At 62.7% G+C, this 14,860-nt stretch carries 19 protein-coding genes; 10 read left to right on the forward strand and 9 right to left on the reverse strand.

Going from position 1 to position 14,860, the window contains the following annotated elements; all coding sequences use genetic code 11:
• The first annotated feature begins 21 nt into the window (after positions 1-21).
• Both NKH19_RS00360 and NKH19_RS00365 read left to right on the forward strand, forming a co-directional pair.
• On the forward strand, positions 22-417 hold the full coding sequence (locus tag NKH19_RS00360) for a VOC family protein (RefSeq protein WP_352869924.1): 396 nt from the start codon (positions 22-24) through the stop codon (positions 415-417).
• A complete protein-coding gene (locus NKH19_RS00365; RefSeq protein WP_352869922.1) occupies positions 414-851 on the forward strand; it encodes an EVE domain-containing protein in 438 nt (145 codons plus the stop codon). Before NKH19_RS00360 ends, NKH19_RS00365 begins: the two co-directional genes overlap by 4 nt.
• Here the strand turns inward: NKH19_RS00365 and lhpI are convergent.
• The 4 genes from lhpI to sppA form a co-directional block, all read right to left on the reverse strand.
• Positions 848-1,813, reverse strand: coding sequence for a bifunctional Delta(1)-pyrroline-2-carboxylate/Delta(1)-piperideine-2-carboxylate reductase (gene lhpI / locus NKH19_RS00370; RefSeq protein WP_352869920.1), 966 nt, complete (start codon positions 1,811-1,813; stop codon positions 848-850). The genes NKH19_RS00365 and lhpI overlap by 4 nt on opposite strands.
• Positions 1,814-1,850: 37 nt before the next feature.
• Positions 1,851-2,219, reverse strand: coding sequence for a DUF1049 domain-containing protein (locus tag NKH19_RS00375; RefSeq protein ID WP_352869918.1), 369 nt, complete (start codon positions 2,217-2,219; stop codon positions 1,851-1,853).
• A 58-nt stretch (positions 2,220-2,277) separates the two neighbouring features.
• Positions 2,278-2,562, reverse strand: coding sequence for an integration host factor subunit beta (locus NKH19_RS00380; protein ID WP_006200394.1), 285 nt, complete (start codon positions 2,560-2,562; stop codon positions 2,278-2,280).
• 81 nt (positions 2,563-2,643) lie between these two features.
• Positions 2,644-3,600: a signal peptide peptidase SppA gene (sppA, locus tag NKH19_RS00385; protein ID WP_352869916.1), complete on the reverse strand. Its 957-nt coding sequence runs from the start codon at positions 3,598-3,600 to the stop codon at positions 2,644-2,646.
• Between the two features lie 168 nt (positions 3,601-3,768).
• Between sppA and NKH19_RS00390 the strand changes: the two genes are divergently transcribed.
• From NKH19_RS00390 to ptsN, 7 genes are all read left to right on the forward strand, one after another.
• On the forward strand, positions 3,769-3,963 hold the full coding sequence (locus tag NKH19_RS00390) for a hypothetical protein (protein WP_352869914.1): 195 nt from the start codon (positions 3,769-3,771) through the stop codon (positions 3,961-3,963).
• 340 nt (positions 3,964-4,303) lie between these two features.
• Positions 4,304-5,017: an LPS export ABC transporter periplasmic protein LptC gene (gene lptC, locus NKH19_RS00395; RefSeq protein WP_352869912.1), complete on the forward strand. Its 714-nt coding sequence runs from the start codon at positions 4,304-4,306 to the stop codon at positions 5,015-5,017.
• A complete protein-coding gene (locus tag NKH19_RS00400; protein WP_352869910.1) occupies positions 5,004-5,588 on the forward strand; it encodes an LptA/OstA family protein in 585 nt (194 codons plus the stop codon). The genes lptC and NKH19_RS00400 overlap by 14 nt, the downstream gene beginning before the upstream one ends.
• Positions 5,588-6,406 (forward strand): LPS export ABC transporter ATP-binding protein, encoded by an 819-nt coding sequence (gene lptB, locus NKH19_RS00405; protein ID WP_352869908.1) that lies wholly within the window; start codon positions 5,588-5,590, stop codon positions 6,404-6,406. The genes NKH19_RS00400 and lptB overlap by 1 nt, the downstream gene beginning before the upstream one ends.
• 200 nt (positions 6,407-6,606) lie before the next feature.
• Positions 6,607-8,133, forward strand: a complete 1,527-nt coding sequence (rpoN, locus tag NKH19_RS00410) for an RNA polymerase factor sigma-54 (protein WP_352869906.1) — start codon at positions 6,607-6,609, stop codon at positions 8,131-8,133.
• Positions 8,134-8,398: 265 nt separating this feature from the next.
• Positions 8,399-8,983, forward strand: coding sequence for a ribosome hibernation-promoting factor, HPF/YfiA family (gene hpf / locus NKH19_RS00415; RefSeq protein ID WP_352869904.1), 585 nt, complete (start codon positions 8,399-8,401; stop codon positions 8,981-8,983).
• 81 nt (positions 8,984-9,064) lie between these two features.
• Positions 9,065-9,529, forward strand: a complete 465-nt coding sequence (gene ptsN, locus NKH19_RS00420; protein WP_013529589.1) for a PTS IIA-like nitrogen regulatory protein PtsN — start codon at positions 9,065-9,067, stop codon at positions 9,527-9,529.
• A 124-nt stretch (positions 9,530-9,653) separates the two neighbouring features.
• On the opposite strand, the gene NKH19_RS00425 is transcribed toward ptsN, so the two are convergent.
• A complete protein-coding gene (locus NKH19_RS00425; protein ID WP_352869902.1) occupies positions 9,654-9,908 on the reverse strand; it encodes a BQ00720 family protein in 255 nt (84 codons plus the stop codon).
• Positions 9,909-9,973: 65 nt separating this feature from the next.
• Positions 9,974-10,399, reverse strand: coding sequence for an Hsp20 family protein (locus NKH19_RS00430; protein WP_352869900.1), 426 nt, complete (start codon positions 10,397-10,399; stop codon positions 9,974-9,976).
• 315 nt (positions 10,400-10,714) lie between these two features.
• Here NKH19_RS00430 and NKH19_RS00435 point away from each other — a divergent pair, with 315 nt between their 5' ends.
• Positions 10,715-11,656, forward strand: a complete 942-nt coding sequence (locus NKH19_RS00435) for a nucleoside hydrolase (RefSeq protein WP_352869898.1) — start codon at positions 10,715-10,717, stop codon at positions 11,654-11,656.
• Positions 11,657-11,700: 44 nt separating this feature from the next.
• On the opposite strand, the gene NKH19_RS00440 is transcribed toward NKH19_RS00435, so the two are convergent.
• From NKH19_RS00440 to NKH19_RS00450, 3 genes are all read right to left on the reverse strand, one after another.
• Positions 11,701-12,315, reverse strand: a complete 615-nt coding sequence (locus NKH19_RS00440) for a LysE family translocator (protein WP_352869897.1) — start codon at positions 12,313-12,315, stop codon at positions 11,701-11,703.
• 113 nt (positions 12,316-12,428) lie between these two features.
• Entirely contained in the window at positions 12,429-13,877 is a 1,449-nt protein-coding gene (locus NKH19_RS00445; protein WP_352869896.1) for an amidase, read from the reverse strand.
• 1 nt (position 13,878) lies between these two features.
• On the reverse strand, positions 13,879-14,784 hold the full coding sequence (locus NKH19_RS00450; protein ID WP_352981550.1) for a ribokinase: 906 nt from the start codon (positions 14,782-14,784) through the stop codon (positions 13,879-13,881).
• Between the last annotated feature and the right edge of the window lie 76 nt (positions 14,785-14,860).

The raw sequence follows: 14,860 nt of genomic DNA on the forward strand, positions 1-14,860 counted from the left end.
CTGAACCTTGGAGAGCAAGACATGGCCACCCCGAATTTCGTTATCCTCTATGTCGACCAGCCGCGGCGGAGCGGCGCCTTCTACAGTGCGCTGTTCGGTCGCGAACCGGTCGAAAGCTCACCGACCTTCGTGCTGTTCGTTCTGGATGCTGGTTTCAAGCTCGGCCTCTGGTCGCGCCACACGGTCGAGCCGGCAGCCGCCGCGGCAGGTGGCGGCGCCGAAATCGTCTTTGCGCTGGATACGCCCGATGCGGTCGATGCCGCCCATGCCGACTGGTCCGGGCGCGGGATGACAATCCTGCAGACGCCGACCGACATGGATTTCGGCCGCACCTTCGTCGCGCTCGATCCCGATAATCATCGCCTGCGCGTCTACTGGCTGTCCGATGGGGAACAGGCCAATGGGGAACAGAAATGAGTGCGTACTGGATCGCGGTAGCCTCGGCCGAACATGTCCGGCGCGGCCGGCAGAGCGGCTTCATGCAGGTCAACCACGGCAAGGCAGCACCGCTGCGCCGCGTCAGGCCCGGCGATGGCATCATCTATTATTCGCCGACCACCATTTTGGGCGAGAAAGATGGCCTGCAGGCCTTCACGGCCATCGGCACGGTGCGGGCAGGCGAACCCTATCAGGGTGATATGGGCGGCGGCTTCACGCCATTCCGTCGCGATGTCGAATGGGCGAAGGCCGAGGAAATCCCGATCAAGCCGTTGCTCGACAGGCTGGATTTCACGGCCGGCAAGCCGAACTGGGGCTATCAGCTTCGCTTTGGCCTCTTCGAAATCGGGGATCACGATTTTCGTGTCATCGCCGAGGCAATGGGCGCCAAAATGCCTATACCGGTGAACTAGGTCTTGAGCGCGTTATAGACCGCAATGCCGGCGGCAAGATCCTCGAGCGCGGCGCCGACCGACTTGAACAGCGTGATCTCACCGGCGCTTTCGCGGCCCTTCTTTTGGCCACGCGCCAATTCGTGCAGATCGGCGACGATGGCTTCCGGCTTCAGGACGCCGGAGGCCAGCGGCTGGACGATGTCGCCGGCTTCCTTGGTGGCGCCGGCGCGGGTGTCGACATAGACGCGGGCGATCGCGATCGCGTCGTCATCGCTTTCGCGCATCGTGGGCGTAAAGCCGCCGACCAGGTCGACATGGGTTCCCGGCCGCAACAAGGCGCCCTTGATCAATGGTGTCGTCGTGATCGTCGCCGAGGAGACGATGTCGGCCTGCCCAAGCTCGGCATCGAGGTCGGTCGCGGCGCTGGCCGCGAAGCCTTCGGCACGCAGATCGGCCGCGACCTTCTCGGCATTGGCCGGGGTGCGGTTCCAGATGCGGATGGACTTGATCGGCCGTACGGCTGAGTGCGCCTTGGCGAGGAACGGCGACAGCGCGCCGGCGCCGACCACCAGCAGCCGCGAGGCATCGTCGCGGGCGAGATAGGAAGCTGCCAGCGCCGAAGCGCAGGCGGTGCGCCACTGGGTCAGGCGCTGGCCGTCGATCAAGGCTTCGGGTTCACCGGTGGCGCCATTGAGCAGGAGGTAGAGCCCCATCACCGCGGGCTTGCCGATGGCGTTGTTGTCGGGCGAGACAGTGACGATCTTGACGCCGACGTGACCACCGGCCGATGTGCCTGCCGCGTTGAGATCGGTCCAGGCCGGCATCAAGAGCAGGGTGGAGGCCGCGCCATCGGGCCGCTCGATCGTATGATGGTGCCTGACCGGCTGCACCGCGCCGTCGCGAAACGCCGTGCGCAGCGTCTCGACCAGTCCGGGAAAGGTCAGCGCATGGTCGACCTCTGGGGCCGAAATGGTCAGCATGAAAAACTCCGTGGGGACAAAACTGCCGACGGGCGGTTCAAGCGGTCGGCTTCGGCAATGCAGACCCCTGGGCAGACCCTTGGGCCGATCCTTGGACCGGGCCTTGCGGTGCTGGGGGCGCGCGGCTGACCGCCTGGCGCAGGTTCTCGGCCTCGACGCCGCGCTGGCGCGCCAGCTTGCGGTAGCGGCCCTGCTTGACCCAGGTTGCCAGGCTGCCGACGATCATGCCGATGGCGAGCGCCAGGAACAGGAAGATGAACAGCGGCAAAGTCAGCGTCAGCTTAGGATTGCCGGGGTTGAACGGATCCAGCGTGAAGGCGACCAATTCGCGGTTGGCAACGGCGAGTGCGATCAGGATAATCGCCAAGGGCACGAAGATCACGATGAGCATGAAGCGATTGAACATGATGTTTTCCGTCGGAAGCTGGCCTCTCCGAGAGGCCGTCTGGCGCTGACGCCCGCGCCTACTTGCCGCCGTTCAGCCTTTCACGCAGTTCCTTGCCGGTCTTGAAGAACGGCACCCATTTCTCCTCGACCTCGACGGATTCGCCGGTGCGCGGATTGCGGCCGGTGCGGGCGGGACGGTTTTTCACCGAAAAAGCGCCGAAACCGCGCAGTTCGACCCGGTTGCCTTCGGCAAGGGCGTCGGTGATTTCATCGAAGATCGCGCCGACGATGTTTTCGACGTCGCGCAGGAAAAGATGCGGATTGCGCGTCGCAATAATCTGCACAAGTTCGGACTTGATCATGAGACGGATCCCCGTGAAAGCAGTGCGGTCAAAATTATGAGGATGATTTTATTTGCTTTTTTCACTTGCCCCAAACGCATCTCAAGGGTGCCAGACGGAAACGAGACCGTCAAGAAACAAGCGGTCGGCGCCGAGATCATGGATTATGTCGCCGCTGGAGGCCGGCAGGCCGAGCGCGCTGCCGATCGTTTGCGCCATCGCCTTGGAGAACAGGAAGCCGCCGCGCCGTTCAGTGTCCTTCCATTCGACGACCTCGAGTTTGGCATCGACGCCCTTGGTCGCCAGCCAGTTGACGGCTTCGGTCTCGCCGCCGACAGCGTCGATCAGTCCGTTGGCGACACCCTGGCGACCGGTGAAGATCGAGCCGTCGGCAAGCGCCAGCGCTTGTTCGCGGGTCATCTTGCGGCGCTCGGCAACGATGCCGACGAACCAGTCGTAGCTGTCGAGGATGAGCTTGCGGACCATGGCGCGCTCGTCGTCATTGGTCGGCTTGAAGGGGGAGGGCGCGGCTTTCAGCGGCGAGGATTTCACTTCCTCCAGTTTGACGCCGAGCTTGTCCATCAGGCCGCTGACGTCGGGATACTGAATCAGGACGCCGATCGAGCCGACGATCGAGGTCTTGCGGGCAACGATATGATCGGCGGCACTGGCGATCATATAGCCCGCCGATGCGGCGAGCGTGCCGACCTCGGCCACGACAGGCTTGTCGGCGGCCAGCTTGCGCACCTCGTCATAGATCGATTCACCGCCGACCGTGGTGCCGCCAGGCGAATCGATCGACAGGATCACGCCTTTCACCTTCGACGACAGACGAATGGTTTCCAGTCGCTTGATCAGTTCCTCGTCCTCGGTGATCGTGCCTTCGATCTTGACCTTGGCGATATGGTCGACCACCGAGCCGCCGAAATCGTCGCGATAGAACCAGGCTGAAAGCGCAATCACCCCGAGGGCTACGATGCCGATCGCGGCAACGCGCCAGAATGTCAGCTTGCGCCGCAAGCGGCGGCGGTCGATCAGGTCGTCGGCTCTCATTGCCATGGTCAGCCTTTCAGTCGGCGGGAGGAGACGCTTTTAGACCATGATCCTCCTATCGGGAAGCAATTCTCTTTCCCGGCAGTGTCTCAGTTTGAAATTTGCGGAAACGCCTAATCCTTTGGCCGAGTTGTGCAAACGCCCTATATACCGGAAAAAGGCATAGGAGACGTCATGATCGCCAAACACACAACCGCCGAAGATATGGCTCGAACTGTCGGCGTCGACCCGAACACATTCCGCGAAGCGTTGCGTAACGCGAAGCACCCTCGGAAACGCAACACTGATTGGGAAGTGAAAATTGGCAGCCAATCATATTCGGGAATGCGCACCGTTCTGGTTGGTCTCATACAGCGGAAGGTGGCCTGACGCCGACCGGATCTAAGGGCAAAAGCGCCTCGCCGACGTGATCGGCAACGCCGCATACACCATCGACCGGGCCGGCCAGGCGGGGCATCCGACATCTCCCCTGGCGTATTTGCGCAATCACCGCGAGGTCGGGCGGCGAGACAGACAACTGATAAATCTTACGCCGAGTGTCTGTTTCTGCTATGGAGAACGTGCGGTTGTGCGGATCTCGTTTTCATCTGTACAAGAGCGGCTGTCACATTTTTGCGGTTTTCGTGGGCTTGTGCTTGCTTGAAGGCGCCGGCGTCCCACCTATAGGCGGTGCTCCGGGGTGGGCAGGGGGTTTAGAAGAAAGCAATGAATGTTAGCGCGACCGACTGAACCGACCAACGCCGAGATGGAGTTGGTTCCCCCGGCGGATGGCCGGACGCGTGGCGACGCTTTCGACCGCGCGCAGCGCCATTCGCGCCGCGTGCGCGTTCTCAAATTTGCCGTGCCTGTGGCCGCGGCACTGATCGCCATCGCTTTCCCGGTCTATTCCTATCTCGCCGCGCCCGTCTCCGTCTCGGTCCAGGCGGAAGGCACGGCCTTTTCCAACGGCAAGCTGGTGATGGCCAATCCCAAGCTCAACGGGTTCACCAAGCAAAAGCAGCCCTATTCGATGACGGCCCTGCGCGCCATCCAGGATGTCGGCACGCAAGGCATCATCGAACTGGAAGGCATCGACGCCAAGGTGCCGGTCGCGTCCGACAATGTGGCGGCGATCAAGGCCTCGCGTGGCACCTACGATCGCGACGGCAATACGATGAACCTGACCAGCGACGTGACGATCACCACAACCGACGGCATGCAGGCCAAGTTCAAATCGGTCTTCCTCGACATGGGCAAAGGCACTATGAAGACGGGAGATCCCGTCGATGTCAGCCGGGGCGGATCGCGGATCACAGCGGATACGATGTCGGTCCAGGACAATGGCAGGATTCTGGTCTTCGAGAACAAAGTGCGCGTCAACATCGATTCCGCCGCCTTGAAGACGGCAGAGGGAAACAGCGGAGAAACCAATGCGGCTCAGTAGTTCGACGCGGCTCGCGGCTGCAACTTCAGCGTTGCTGCTGCTCGGGCTGGTGCCGTCATTGGCGCAGACCACCAGCCAATCAGGCCTCAAATTGTCCGGCGACAAGCCGATCCAGATCGAAAGCGACAAGCTGGAAGTCCGTCAGGCCGACAGCCTCGCCATCTTCACCGGCAATGTCAGCGTCGTCCAGGGGCCGACATTGATGAAGGCCGGCAAGATGATGGTCTACTACGTCAAGGATCCCAACGCCGGCGCCAAGGGCACGGAAGCGGCTGGCGCGGCGGCGATGACTGGCTCGGCCAACATCGACCACCTGGAGATTTCCGACAAGGTCTACATCAAATCGGATGCGCAGATCGCGACCGGCGATCAAGGCAGCTTCGATATGAAGAGCCAGGTTCTGGTGCTTTCGGGCAAAAAGGTCGTTCTGTCGCAAAACGACAACGTCCTGGTTGGCTGCAAGCTGACCGTGCAGATGAAAAGTGGGCTGGCCCAGGTTGATCCATGCGCTGGGCAACGCGTCCAGATGTCGATCACCCCGCCGCCGAAATCGGGAGCGACGAACCCCTGATGGCCAGCCTGTCGTCGCTGACGGCGCGTCTTCCGGGACGGGCCGCCGGCAAGCTTTCGGCGCCGGCCACGGTGACCGTCGATGCGGGAAAGTTCAAGGGAACCCTGATCGCCAAGGGTCTGACCAAGAGCTACAAGGGCCGCAAGGTCGTCAGCGGCGTCACCATCGGCGTGCGTGCCGGCGAGGCTGTCGGGTTGCTTGGCCCCAATGGCGCCGGCAAGACGACCTGTTTCTACATGGTCACGGGCCTGGTGCCTGTGGATGAAGGCACGATCGAGATCGATGGCTTCGACGTGACCTCGATGCCGATGTACCGCCGTGCGCGCCTCGGCATCGGCTATCTGCCGCAAGAGGCCTCGATCTTCCGCGGCCTCAATGTCGAGCAGAACATCCGCGCCGTGCTGGAAGTGGTCGAAAAAGACCGCAAAGTGCGCGAGCGCAATCTCGACGAGTTGCTCGAGGAATTCCACATCAGCCATCTGCGCAAGTCGCCGTCCATGTCGCTCTCCGGCGGCGAGCGGCGGCGTCTGGAAATCGCGCGTGCGCTGGCGACCCGTCCGGCCTACATGCTGCTCGACGAGCCTTTTGCCGGCATCGATCCGATCGCCGTCGCCGATATCCAGCAATTGGTACGCCACCTGACGGCGCGCGGCATCGGCGTGCTTATCACCGATCACAATGTGCGTGAAACGCTTGGCCTGATCGACCGCGCCTATATCATTCATGCCGGCCAGGTGCTGACCCATGGCCGGGCCGACGAAGTGGTGGCAAACGCCGATGTGCGGCGGCTTTACCTCGGCGAGGGTTTTACGCTCTGAGCGTGAAATTTGTTTCCTGACACGATTTTTTGCGCTCGCGGAGCTCTTTTTCCTCGATTTTGCTCCGCGATAACGCTCCGGTAAGTGGGTTTTGCTAGCAATTGCCTTGACAAGCAAAAGCCGGGCCAGTTTCTATGACCGGCTGCAAAAATTGTTCTCCGGAAGTCCGGATGCGTAGACGAGGCGTTTGAAACCAAACCATGGCGTTGGCGGCCAAACTACAGCTACGACAATCGCAGTCGCTGGTGATGACGCCGCAGCTGATGCAGTCGATTCGGCTGCTGCAGTTCACCCATCTCGAGCTCGAGCATTTCATCGACGAGGAGATCGAGCGCAACCCGCTGCTGGAGCGCGCCGAGCCGCAGGACGATGCCGTCAGCGACCAAGCGCAGAAGATCGAGGCGGAGCCGCAAGCCACCGCTGAAGGCGACTGGTTCGAAAACGAGACGCAGTGGAGCGCCGAGGCGATCTCGGACAAGCTCGACACATCGCTGGAAAACCTGTTTCCCGACGACCCGGGCACCAGCGAGCGGCTCGGCCCCGACCTGACGGCGCAATGGAAATCGGCTTCCGGCAACGGTGCCGGTTCCTCATCCGAGGGTTTTGACGCGGGCGACATGGCGGCCGCGGCGATCACGCTGCGCGACCATGTCAGCGAACAGGTCGCGCTTGCCTTCGCCGATCCGGCCACCAGGCTGATCGCCGCCGACCTTGCCGACGGCCTCGACGAGACCGGCTATTTGCGCGCCGACATCGCCGAGATCGCCGCCCGTCTCGGCACCGACATTGCCGTGGTACGAAAGGTGCTGGCGGTGTGCCAGGCCTTCGAGCCGGCCGGCTTGTTTGCCCGTGACCTTGCCGAGTGCCTGTCGCTGCAGCTTGCCATGCGGGACCGGCTCGATCCCGCGATGAAGGCGCTGATCGCCAATCTCGAACTCCTGGCGCGGCGTGATTTCCACGCGCTGAAGCGGATTTGCGGCGTCGACGAGGAGGATCTGCTCGACATGCTGGCCGAGATCCGGGCGCTCGATCCCCGGCCTGGTATGGCGTTTTCGGGTGGCGCCAGCGACGCGATCGTTGCCGATGTCGAGGTGCGTGCGGCCAGTGACGGCAGCTGGACGGTCGAACTCAATGCTGAAACGCTGCCGCGCGTGCTGGTCGACCATATCTATTTCGCCCAGGTCTCGCCGCAGACGAAGAACCAGGCGGAAAAGGATTTCCTGACCGAATGCCTGCAAAACGCCAACTGGTTGACGCGCAGCCTCGACCAGCGGGCAAAGACGATCCTCAAGGTCGCCTCGGAAATCGTTCGCCAGCAGGATGCTTTCCTCGTCCATGGCGTGCGCCAGCTGAAGCCGCTCAACCTGCGCACGGTGGCCGATGCCATCGGCATGCACGAATCGACGGTCAGCCGGGTGACCGCTAACAAATACATGCTGACGCCGCGCGGCGTGTTCGAACTGCGTTACTTCTTCACCGCCTCGATCGCGGCGTCGGGCGGCGGCGATGCGCATTCCTCGGAAGCCGTGCGCGATCGCATCAAGCAATTGATCGATGAGGAAAAACCCGCCGACGTGCTTTCCGACGATGCGATCGTCGACATGTTGCGGGAGAGTGGCGTCGACATTGCCAGGCGCACGGTCGCCAAGTACCGGGAAGGCATGAATATTCCCTCCTCGGTGCAGCGCCGGCGCGAGAAACGGGCAATGGCCAGCGCCGGGCGCTGACGCGGTTCGATTTTCCACAGGCCAGCACTTCATTGACAAGCCGCGGTGAAGTGGCTAGAAGCCCGCCCGCATGAGACGGGCTAGATGCCTGCATGCGGATGGTCCGTCACGACGTTGGCCTCGGGACGGTCAAAAGGCGGCTTGTGATCAACCGGAAAGTTCGGATTTAAAATCGGCGCAAGTGACGCCGCAAAGCTTGTGCGCACGGATCACGAGTATAAACTCGGGCCAGTTTGAAGCCTGAGCAAGGAAGGTCAGTTTTCAGATGAATCTGCGCATATCGGGAAAACACATGGATATCGGCGATGCGTTTCGCACACGCATCAATGACCGTGTCGGCGAGGCGATCGGCAAATATTTCGATCGCGGCTTTGCCGGACACGTCACGGTCATCAAATCGGGCTCGCGCTATTCGGCGGATTGCATGATCCGGCTGGATTCCGGCGCTTCTCTGCAGGCTACCGGCGATGCCCAGGATCCGACATTGGCCTTCGAGGCCGCGGCGGATCGTCTGGAGACCCGCCTCAGGCGCTACAAGCGGCGGCTGAAGTCGCACAGTTCGGGTGCCGCGAATGGCGAGCTGACCGACATTGCCTACACCGTGATGGCGCCGCTTGCGGACGACGACGAGGATATTCCGGAGAATTTCGCACCGGCCATCGTCGCCGAATCGACCATGACGCTGAAGACCATGTCGGTGGCGTCGGCGGTCATCGAGCTCGACAACAAGGACAGCCCGGTCTTCGTCTTCCGCAATGCCGGAAACGACCATCTCAACATCGTCTATCGCCGGCCCGACGGAAACATCGGCTGGATCGACCCGTTCACGACCAAGGTCGCACAAGCGTGACGACCACCGTCGCACTGGGATAAGAACCGGCCGCACGAGGGGTGGGGACCGGTGACGGCAGGCGAACAAGGGATTTCAAGCATGGATCTGAGCGATCTTATCAACGTTCCGGCAATATTGCCGGCGTTGAAGGCGAACTCGAAGAAGCAGCTGCTGCAACTGCTGTCCGAACGGGCAGCGGCGATTTCCGGCATTCCGGAACGGGAGGTGTTCGACACCATCCTGCAGCGTGAGCGGCTGGGCTCGACCGGCGTCGGCAACGGCATCGCCATTCCGCACGGCAAGCTGGCCGGCGTGAAGCGCATCGCCGGGGTTTTCGCCCGGCTGGAGACGCCGGTCGATTTCGAATCCCTGGACGATCAGCCGGTCGATCTGGTGTTTCTGCTGCTGGCGCCGGAAGGGGCTGGCGCCGACCACCTCAAGGCCCTGTCGCGCATCGCGCGCGTGTTGCGCGATGCCGACACGGTGGCCAAGATCAGGGGCACGCGCGACGCCGCGGCAATTCACGCGCTTTTGTCGGACACCCAGGCCTCGCACGCGGCCTGAATTTTCAGGACGAGACCGTCGCAAGGGCCGCCACGGGCGGCCCTGGTCGTTTCAAAAGGGTATTATTCTTAGAGCGACGCAATTCCGGGCGGAAAACCGTTTCACACTTTTCCTGGAATTGCTCTTAGTGAATGGCGACCGTGATCAGGTCGTTTTCCATGGCGCCAGCCAGTGCGCGGTCACGCGCGTCCGAAAGCAGGATCGGCTGGCCGTTGGCGGCAAACAGCGCCCACAGTTCCATGCCGGGCGCGATTTCGCCGAGGTTGGGGAAACGGCCGAGCAATTCGTCGCTCGAGACCTTTCTGAGGTAAGCGACCGAGCCCTCGCCGAGATGAGCGAATTCGCCATTGGTCATGGTGATAGTTTCAGTTCTGGTCATTTCAAAGCCTCCTTGGCGCGAGGACGCCGCTCAAGGCCATCCCGCATGAGAGCCATCGGTAAAGATCAGTCTTTCACCGATATGTTTATTTTCCGTACCAGCCGTTCGGACTCCGGCCGATCGAGATCGATCGACAAAAGGCCGTTCTTCAGTTCCGCCGCGATCACCCGCATGCCGTCGGCCAGCACGAAACAGCGCTGGAACTGGCGCGCGGCGATGCCGCGATGAAGAAATTCGCGCTCGGTGTCGTCGGTCTGACGACCGCGCACGACCAGCTGGTTTTCCTCCGTGGTGACATCGAGATCGCTTTCGGCGAAACCGGCGACCGCCAATGTGATGCGCAACCTTTCGGTGTTGCCGTCGGCGCCGCTGAGGCGTTCGATGTTGTAGGGAGGGTAGCTGTCACCGGATTTCGCCAGGCGTTCCAGGGTCTTTTCCATGGCGTCGAAACCAAGGAGAAGCGGGCTGGAAAAGGGCGTCATTCGGCTCATGTTACACTGTCCTCTCAAGAGCGACATAAAGTGGAAAAACCCAGATGGCATTTTTCCCGATGGTCTTGATATGGTCCGCCCCGCGACCAAGTTCAAGCCGTCAATAGACCCGCCCAAAAAGACCAGATCGTGGACTCACAGGAATGATCGGCATGGCGCTTGAAACGGCGAACAGATGCAACGAGAAGCGCGCAGGCCGGGATCGTCTTCCCAGGTCGAGCGGTTCAACATGGCAGCTCGCGGCCGCTTCGGCGTCATTTGGATGTTTCGGTCAGATTCGTTCAAGTCCATGGCCTCGCCAAACAAGGAATTGAAATGCCCCATACACGCAAGATCATCATCGACACGGATCCCGGCCAGGATGATGCCGTCGCCATTTTGCTGGCGCTCGGCAGCTCCGAGTTGGAGATCGTCGGCATCACCGCCGTTGCCGGCAACGTGCCGCTGAAGCTTACCGAAAAGAATGCCCGCAAGATCTGCGAGCTGGCTGGCCGCCCGGACATCAAGGTCTATGCCGGCGCTATCCGGCCCCTGATGCGCGAACTGGTCACCGCCGAGGAAGTGCATGGCAAGACCGGTCTCAACGGGCCGCAATTGCCCGAACCAAAGATGAAGCTGCAGGAGCAGTACGCGGTCGATTTCATCGTCGAGACGCTGATGACGGAAGAAAGCGGCACCATCACGCTTTGCCCGCTCGGGCCGCTCACCAACATTGCGCTGGCGCTGATCCGCGAGCCGCGCATCGCACCGCGCATCAAGGAAATCGTGCTGATGGGGGGCGGCTTCTTCGAAGGCGGCAACGTCACGCCGACCGCCGAATTCAACATCTATGTCGATCCGCATGCCGCCGATGTCGTACTCAAATCCGGCATTCCGATCGTGATGATGCCACTCGACGTCACCCACAAGGCGCTGACCACCGCCAAGCGCACGCAGACTTTCCGCGCGCTCGGCACCAAGGTCGGCACCGCAACCGCGGAGATGCTGGAATTCTTCGAGCGTTTCGACGAGGAGAAATACGGCACCGACGGCGGGCCGCTGCACGACCCTTGCGTCATCGCTTATCTGCTGAAGCCTGAACTCTTCAAGGGTCGCAACTGCAACGTCATCGTGGAAACCGCCTCGGAACTGACCATGGGCATGACCGTGATCGACTGGTGGGGCGTTACCAAGCGGCCGAAGAACGCCATGGTGATGCGCGACATCGACCATGACGGGTTTTTCGCTCTGCTGGTGGAGAGGTTGGGGCGGCTTTAGGGCCCTCTTTGCCTTCTCCCACAAGGGGAGAAGGCAAAGGCGAACTACTTCGACCGTGAAAACGCCAGCCACAGGCCGCCACCGACCATGAAGCTGCCGCTGATCCTCGACAAAAGCTTGATGCGGCTGGCGGACAGCAGGCGCCCGGCGCGCCCGGCGGCCAGCGCGTATGTCGAATCCGACATGGCAGCGAAGATCATGGCGGTGAGGCCCATGACGGCGATTTGCAGCGAGTAATTGCCTTGTGGCGAAATGAACTGCGGAAAGAACGCGCCGAAGAAAATCAGCGTCTTGGGGTTGCTGAGCGCCACCAGCAGGCCCTGCAGGAAGAAGCCGCCGCGCGGCTTCCTGGCGGTTCCATCGGCGTTCAGCGTGCCCTTGGAACGGAACATCTGGACGCCCATCCAGATCAGATAGGCGGCACCGATGAGCCGCACCCATTCGAACCAGTGGCCCATGCCCGAAATCAGCGTGTTGAGGCCGATGCCGACGATGGCGATCATCACGGCAAGCCCGGCCTGCGTGCCGGCGACATTGGCGAGGCCGGCGCGGGAGCCATGGCGAATGCTGTTGGCGATGATCAGCGTGACCGTCGGTCCGGGCACCAGGATGATGACGATGCAAGCAAGGACATAGGTGGCGTAGAGTTCGAGCGACATGATTTTTCCCTGGGAATGCCGCCGATGCGGCGCAGCTGAGGACAATCAATGCATGGCGGCGATAGCGATGCAAGCCGGTGCGCGACGTGCCGCGACACGCCAGTGCATGCGGCTCAGGCGCCCGCCGGCCAGGGCAGCGTTGCCTCGTAGGCAGCCGCCGCCTTCAGCACGCCAAGGTCGCCGCGCGGCCGGCCAATCAGCTGCATGCCCATCGGCCGCCCCTTGTCGTCGAAGCCGACCGGCACGTTGACCGCCGGGCAGCCGCCCAGCGTGGCGAACGCGGAAACCTGCATCCAGCGGTGGTAGCTGTCCATCGCGCGTCCGGCGATCTCACGAGGCCAATGCGTGCTTACGTCGAAGGGGAAGACCTGCGCGGTCGGCAGCGCGATGAGATCATAGCGGTCGAAGAGCGACAGCAACGTGCGATGCCAGCACGTGCGGATGACCGAGGCGGCGCGGATCCGCGGCGCCGTCAGCCGCATCGCGTTCTCCACTTCCCAGATGGCTTCCGGCTTGAGCAGGCGGCGTTTCCCGGGGTCGTCATAGTGGGTCTTGAGAGCACAGCCGCTGCTGGCCTGCCGCAGCGTCACGAAGGCCTGCCAGAGCGCTTCGAAATCGAAACCCGGCAGCAAGGGTTCGGTCAAGAAAGATGCCTCCGCGAACCGGCCAAGTGCTGCCTCGCACAAGCCGAGAATACCTGTCTCAACCGGCAGCTCGCCGCCGAGGTCACTGAGCCAGGCGATCCGGCCGCCAGTCGCTTTTGTTGCAAGCCCTTCGAGGAACGAACCCGGTTTCTCATAGGACAATGGCGCGTACGGATGATAACCCGCCTGCACATCGAGCAGGAGTGCCATGTCGGCGACATTGCGACCCATCGGCCCGTCGACGCCCATCTGCGCATGAAAGACCTCGAGATCCGGTCCGCCGGGAACAAGCCCCTGTGACGGGCGGAAGCCATAGACATTGTTCCAAGCGGCCGGGTTGCGCAGCGAGCCGCCAAAGTCGCTGCCATCGGCGACCGGCACCATGTCGAGCGCCAGCGCCACCGCCGCGCCGCCGCTCGAGCCGCCGGCTGTCAGGGCCGGATCGAAGGCGTTGAGCGTCGGCCCGAAAACGGTGTTGTAGGTGTTGGAGCCAAGCCCGAATTCGGGGACGTTGGTCTTGCCGATAATGATGGCGCCGGCGTCGCGGATGCGCTCGACGAAGAAATCGTCTTCCGGGGGCACGAAATCGGCGAAGATCGGCGAGCCGAAGGAGGTCCTGATGCCTGTGGTCGAGGCGAGGTCCTTGATGGCGATCGGCAGGCCGAAGAGGGGGCCGGCTTCCGCTCGCACCGGATTGGCATCGGCCGCGTCGGCTTCGCGCAGGATGTCGCCGCGGTCGCGCAAGGAGACGATGGCGTTGACCAGCGGGTTGACCGCCTCGATGCGGTCGAGGAATGCCGTGACCACCTCGCGTACCGAAAGTGTCTTCCGGCGGATCGCGTCAGCGAGTTCGATGGCGGACAGGCGGCAGATGTCACCGGCCGGCGTCACGGCATGCTTTGTCCGAGGGCACAGCATCTCAACGGGTTTCCTGCAACGCCTGGTCGACATCCCGGGCCAGCGGTATCGCCGGCTGGGCGCCCGGCTTGAGGCAAGCCAGGGAACCAGCCGCGCCGGCGCGCGCCAGCGCCTGTTCGAGCGTAAGGCCGGACGACAGACCGGCGGCGAAATAGCCGCAGAACGTATCGCCGGCGCCGACCGTGTCGACAGGCGTGATCTTCCGTGCCGGAACGGTGAGGAAATCGGTGGGCGTCGCCGCCACCACGCCGTCGCCGCCGAGCGTGACGACGATGGTGTGGCCGGTCTTCCCAGCAAAGTCGCGCATGCGCGCCGCCCGATCGCGGCCTTGCAGTGACAGAGCTTCGCCATAGAGATCGAATTCAGTCTCATTGGCGACGGCATAGTCCGCTTTGCCGAGAAAGCCGGCTGCTGCGCCCTGGAAGGGTGCTGTGTTGAGCACGGTGATAGCCCCGGCCGATCTTGCCTGGTCGAGGGCGGCTTCGACGGTCGCCAGCGGAATCTCATGCTGCAGCAGCACGACATCGCCCTGTTTGAAAAAGGCCTTGGAGAGATCGCCGGGCACCACAGACGCGTTGGCGCCCGGTATCACGGCGATGATGTTCTCGCCGTCGTCGCCGACCATGATCAGCGCCGTGCCAGTCGAGGCGTGGGTCTCGGCGACGCCGGACAGGTCGACCTTGCCGTCGCGCAGCAGCGCCAGCGCGTCGGCGGCGAAGCTGTCCTTGCCAACCGCGCCCACCATGCGCACCAAGGCGCCGGCGCGCGCGGCGGCCAGCGCCTGGTTGGCGCCCTTGCCGCCGGGCGCGGTGGTGAAAGCCGAGCCGGCCACCGTCTCGCCGGGGCTCGGCAGGCGGTCGACATTGGCGATAAGGTCGAGGTTGATCGAGCCGATGACGATAATCAAGCAAGGCCTCCTGGCAGTACAAATTCAAAGTGTCGGAGCGTCCTCGTTGGTCCGCGCGGGCGCAGGTCGTTTACAG

The sequence above is a fragment of the Mesorhizobium sp. M1338 genome (genome assembly GCF_040318045.1).
GTDB lineage: Bacteria > Pseudomonadota > Alphaproteobacteria > Rhizobiales > Rhizobiaceae > Mesorhizobium.

Bases quoted from the DNA above. Each gene is read 5' to 3' on its own strand.
- NKH19_RS00380 (WP_006200394.1), bottom strand. From the start codon at position 2,562: ATGATCAAGTCCGAACTTGTGCAGATTATTGCGACGCGCAATCCGCAT.
- lptC (WP_352869912.1), top strand. From the start codon at position 4,304: ATGTTAGCGCGACCGACTGAACCGACCAACGCCGAGATGGAGTTGGTT.
- ptsN (WP_013529589.1), top strand. From the start codon at position 9,065: ATGGATCTGAGCGATCTTATCAACGTTCCGGCAATATTGCCGGCGTTG.
- NKH19_RS00440 (WP_352869897.1), bottom strand. From the start codon at position 12,315: ATGTCGCTCGAACTCTACGCCACCTATGTCCTTGCTTGCATCGTCATC.
- NKH19_RS00390 (WP_352869914.1), top strand. From the start codon at position 3,769: ATGATCGCCAAACACACAACCGCCGAAGATATGGCTCGAACTGTCGGC.
- NKH19_RS00430 (WP_352869900.1), bottom strand. From the start codon at position 10,399: ATGAGCCGAATGACGCCCTTTTCCAGCCCGCTTCTCCTTGGTTTCGAC.
- lptB (WP_352869908.1), top strand. From the start codon at position 5,588: ATGGCCAGCCTGTCGTCGCTGACGGCGCGTCTTCCGGGACGGGCCGCC.
- sppA (WP_352869916.1), bottom strand. From the start codon at position 3,600: ATGGCAATGAGAGCCGACGACCTGATCGACCGCCGCCGCTTGCGGCGC.
- NKH19_RS00400 (WP_352869910.1), top strand. From the start codon at position 5,004: ATGCGGCTCAGTAGTTCGACGCGGCTCGCGGCTGCAACTTCAGCGTTG.
- hpf (WP_352869904.1), top strand. From the start codon at position 8,399: ATGAATCTGCGCATATCGGGAAAACACATGGATATCGGCGATGCGTTT.
- rpoN (WP_352869906.1), top strand. From the start codon at position 6,607: ATGGCGTTGGCGGCCAAACTACAGCTACGACAATCGCAGTCGCTGGTG.
- lhpI (WP_352869920.1), bottom strand. From the start codon at position 1,813: ATGCTGACCATTTCGGCCCCAGAGGTCGACCATGCGCTGACCTTTCCC.
- NKH19_RS00365 (WP_352869922.1), top strand. From the start codon at position 414: ATGAGTGCGTACTGGATCGCGGTAGCCTCGGCCGAACATGTCCGGCGC.
- NKH19_RS00425 (WP_352869902.1), bottom strand. From the start codon at position 9,908: ATGACCAGAACTGAAACTATCACCATGACCAATGGCGAATTCGCTCAT.
- NKH19_RS00445 (WP_352869896.1), bottom strand. From the start codon at position 13,877: ATGCTGTGCCCTCGGACAAAGCATGCCGTGACGCCGGCCGGTGACATC.
- NKH19_RS00375 (WP_352869918.1), bottom strand. From the start codon at position 2,219: ATGTTCAATCGCTTCATGCTCATCGTGATCTTCGTGCCCTTGGCGATT.
- NKH19_RS00360 (WP_352869924.1), top strand. From the start codon at position 22: ATGGCCACCCCGAATTTCGTTATCCTCTATGTCGACCAGCCGCGGCGG.
- NKH19_RS00435 (WP_352869898.1), top strand. From the start codon at position 10,715: ATGCCCCATACACGCAAGATCATCATCGACACGGATCCCGGCCAGGAT.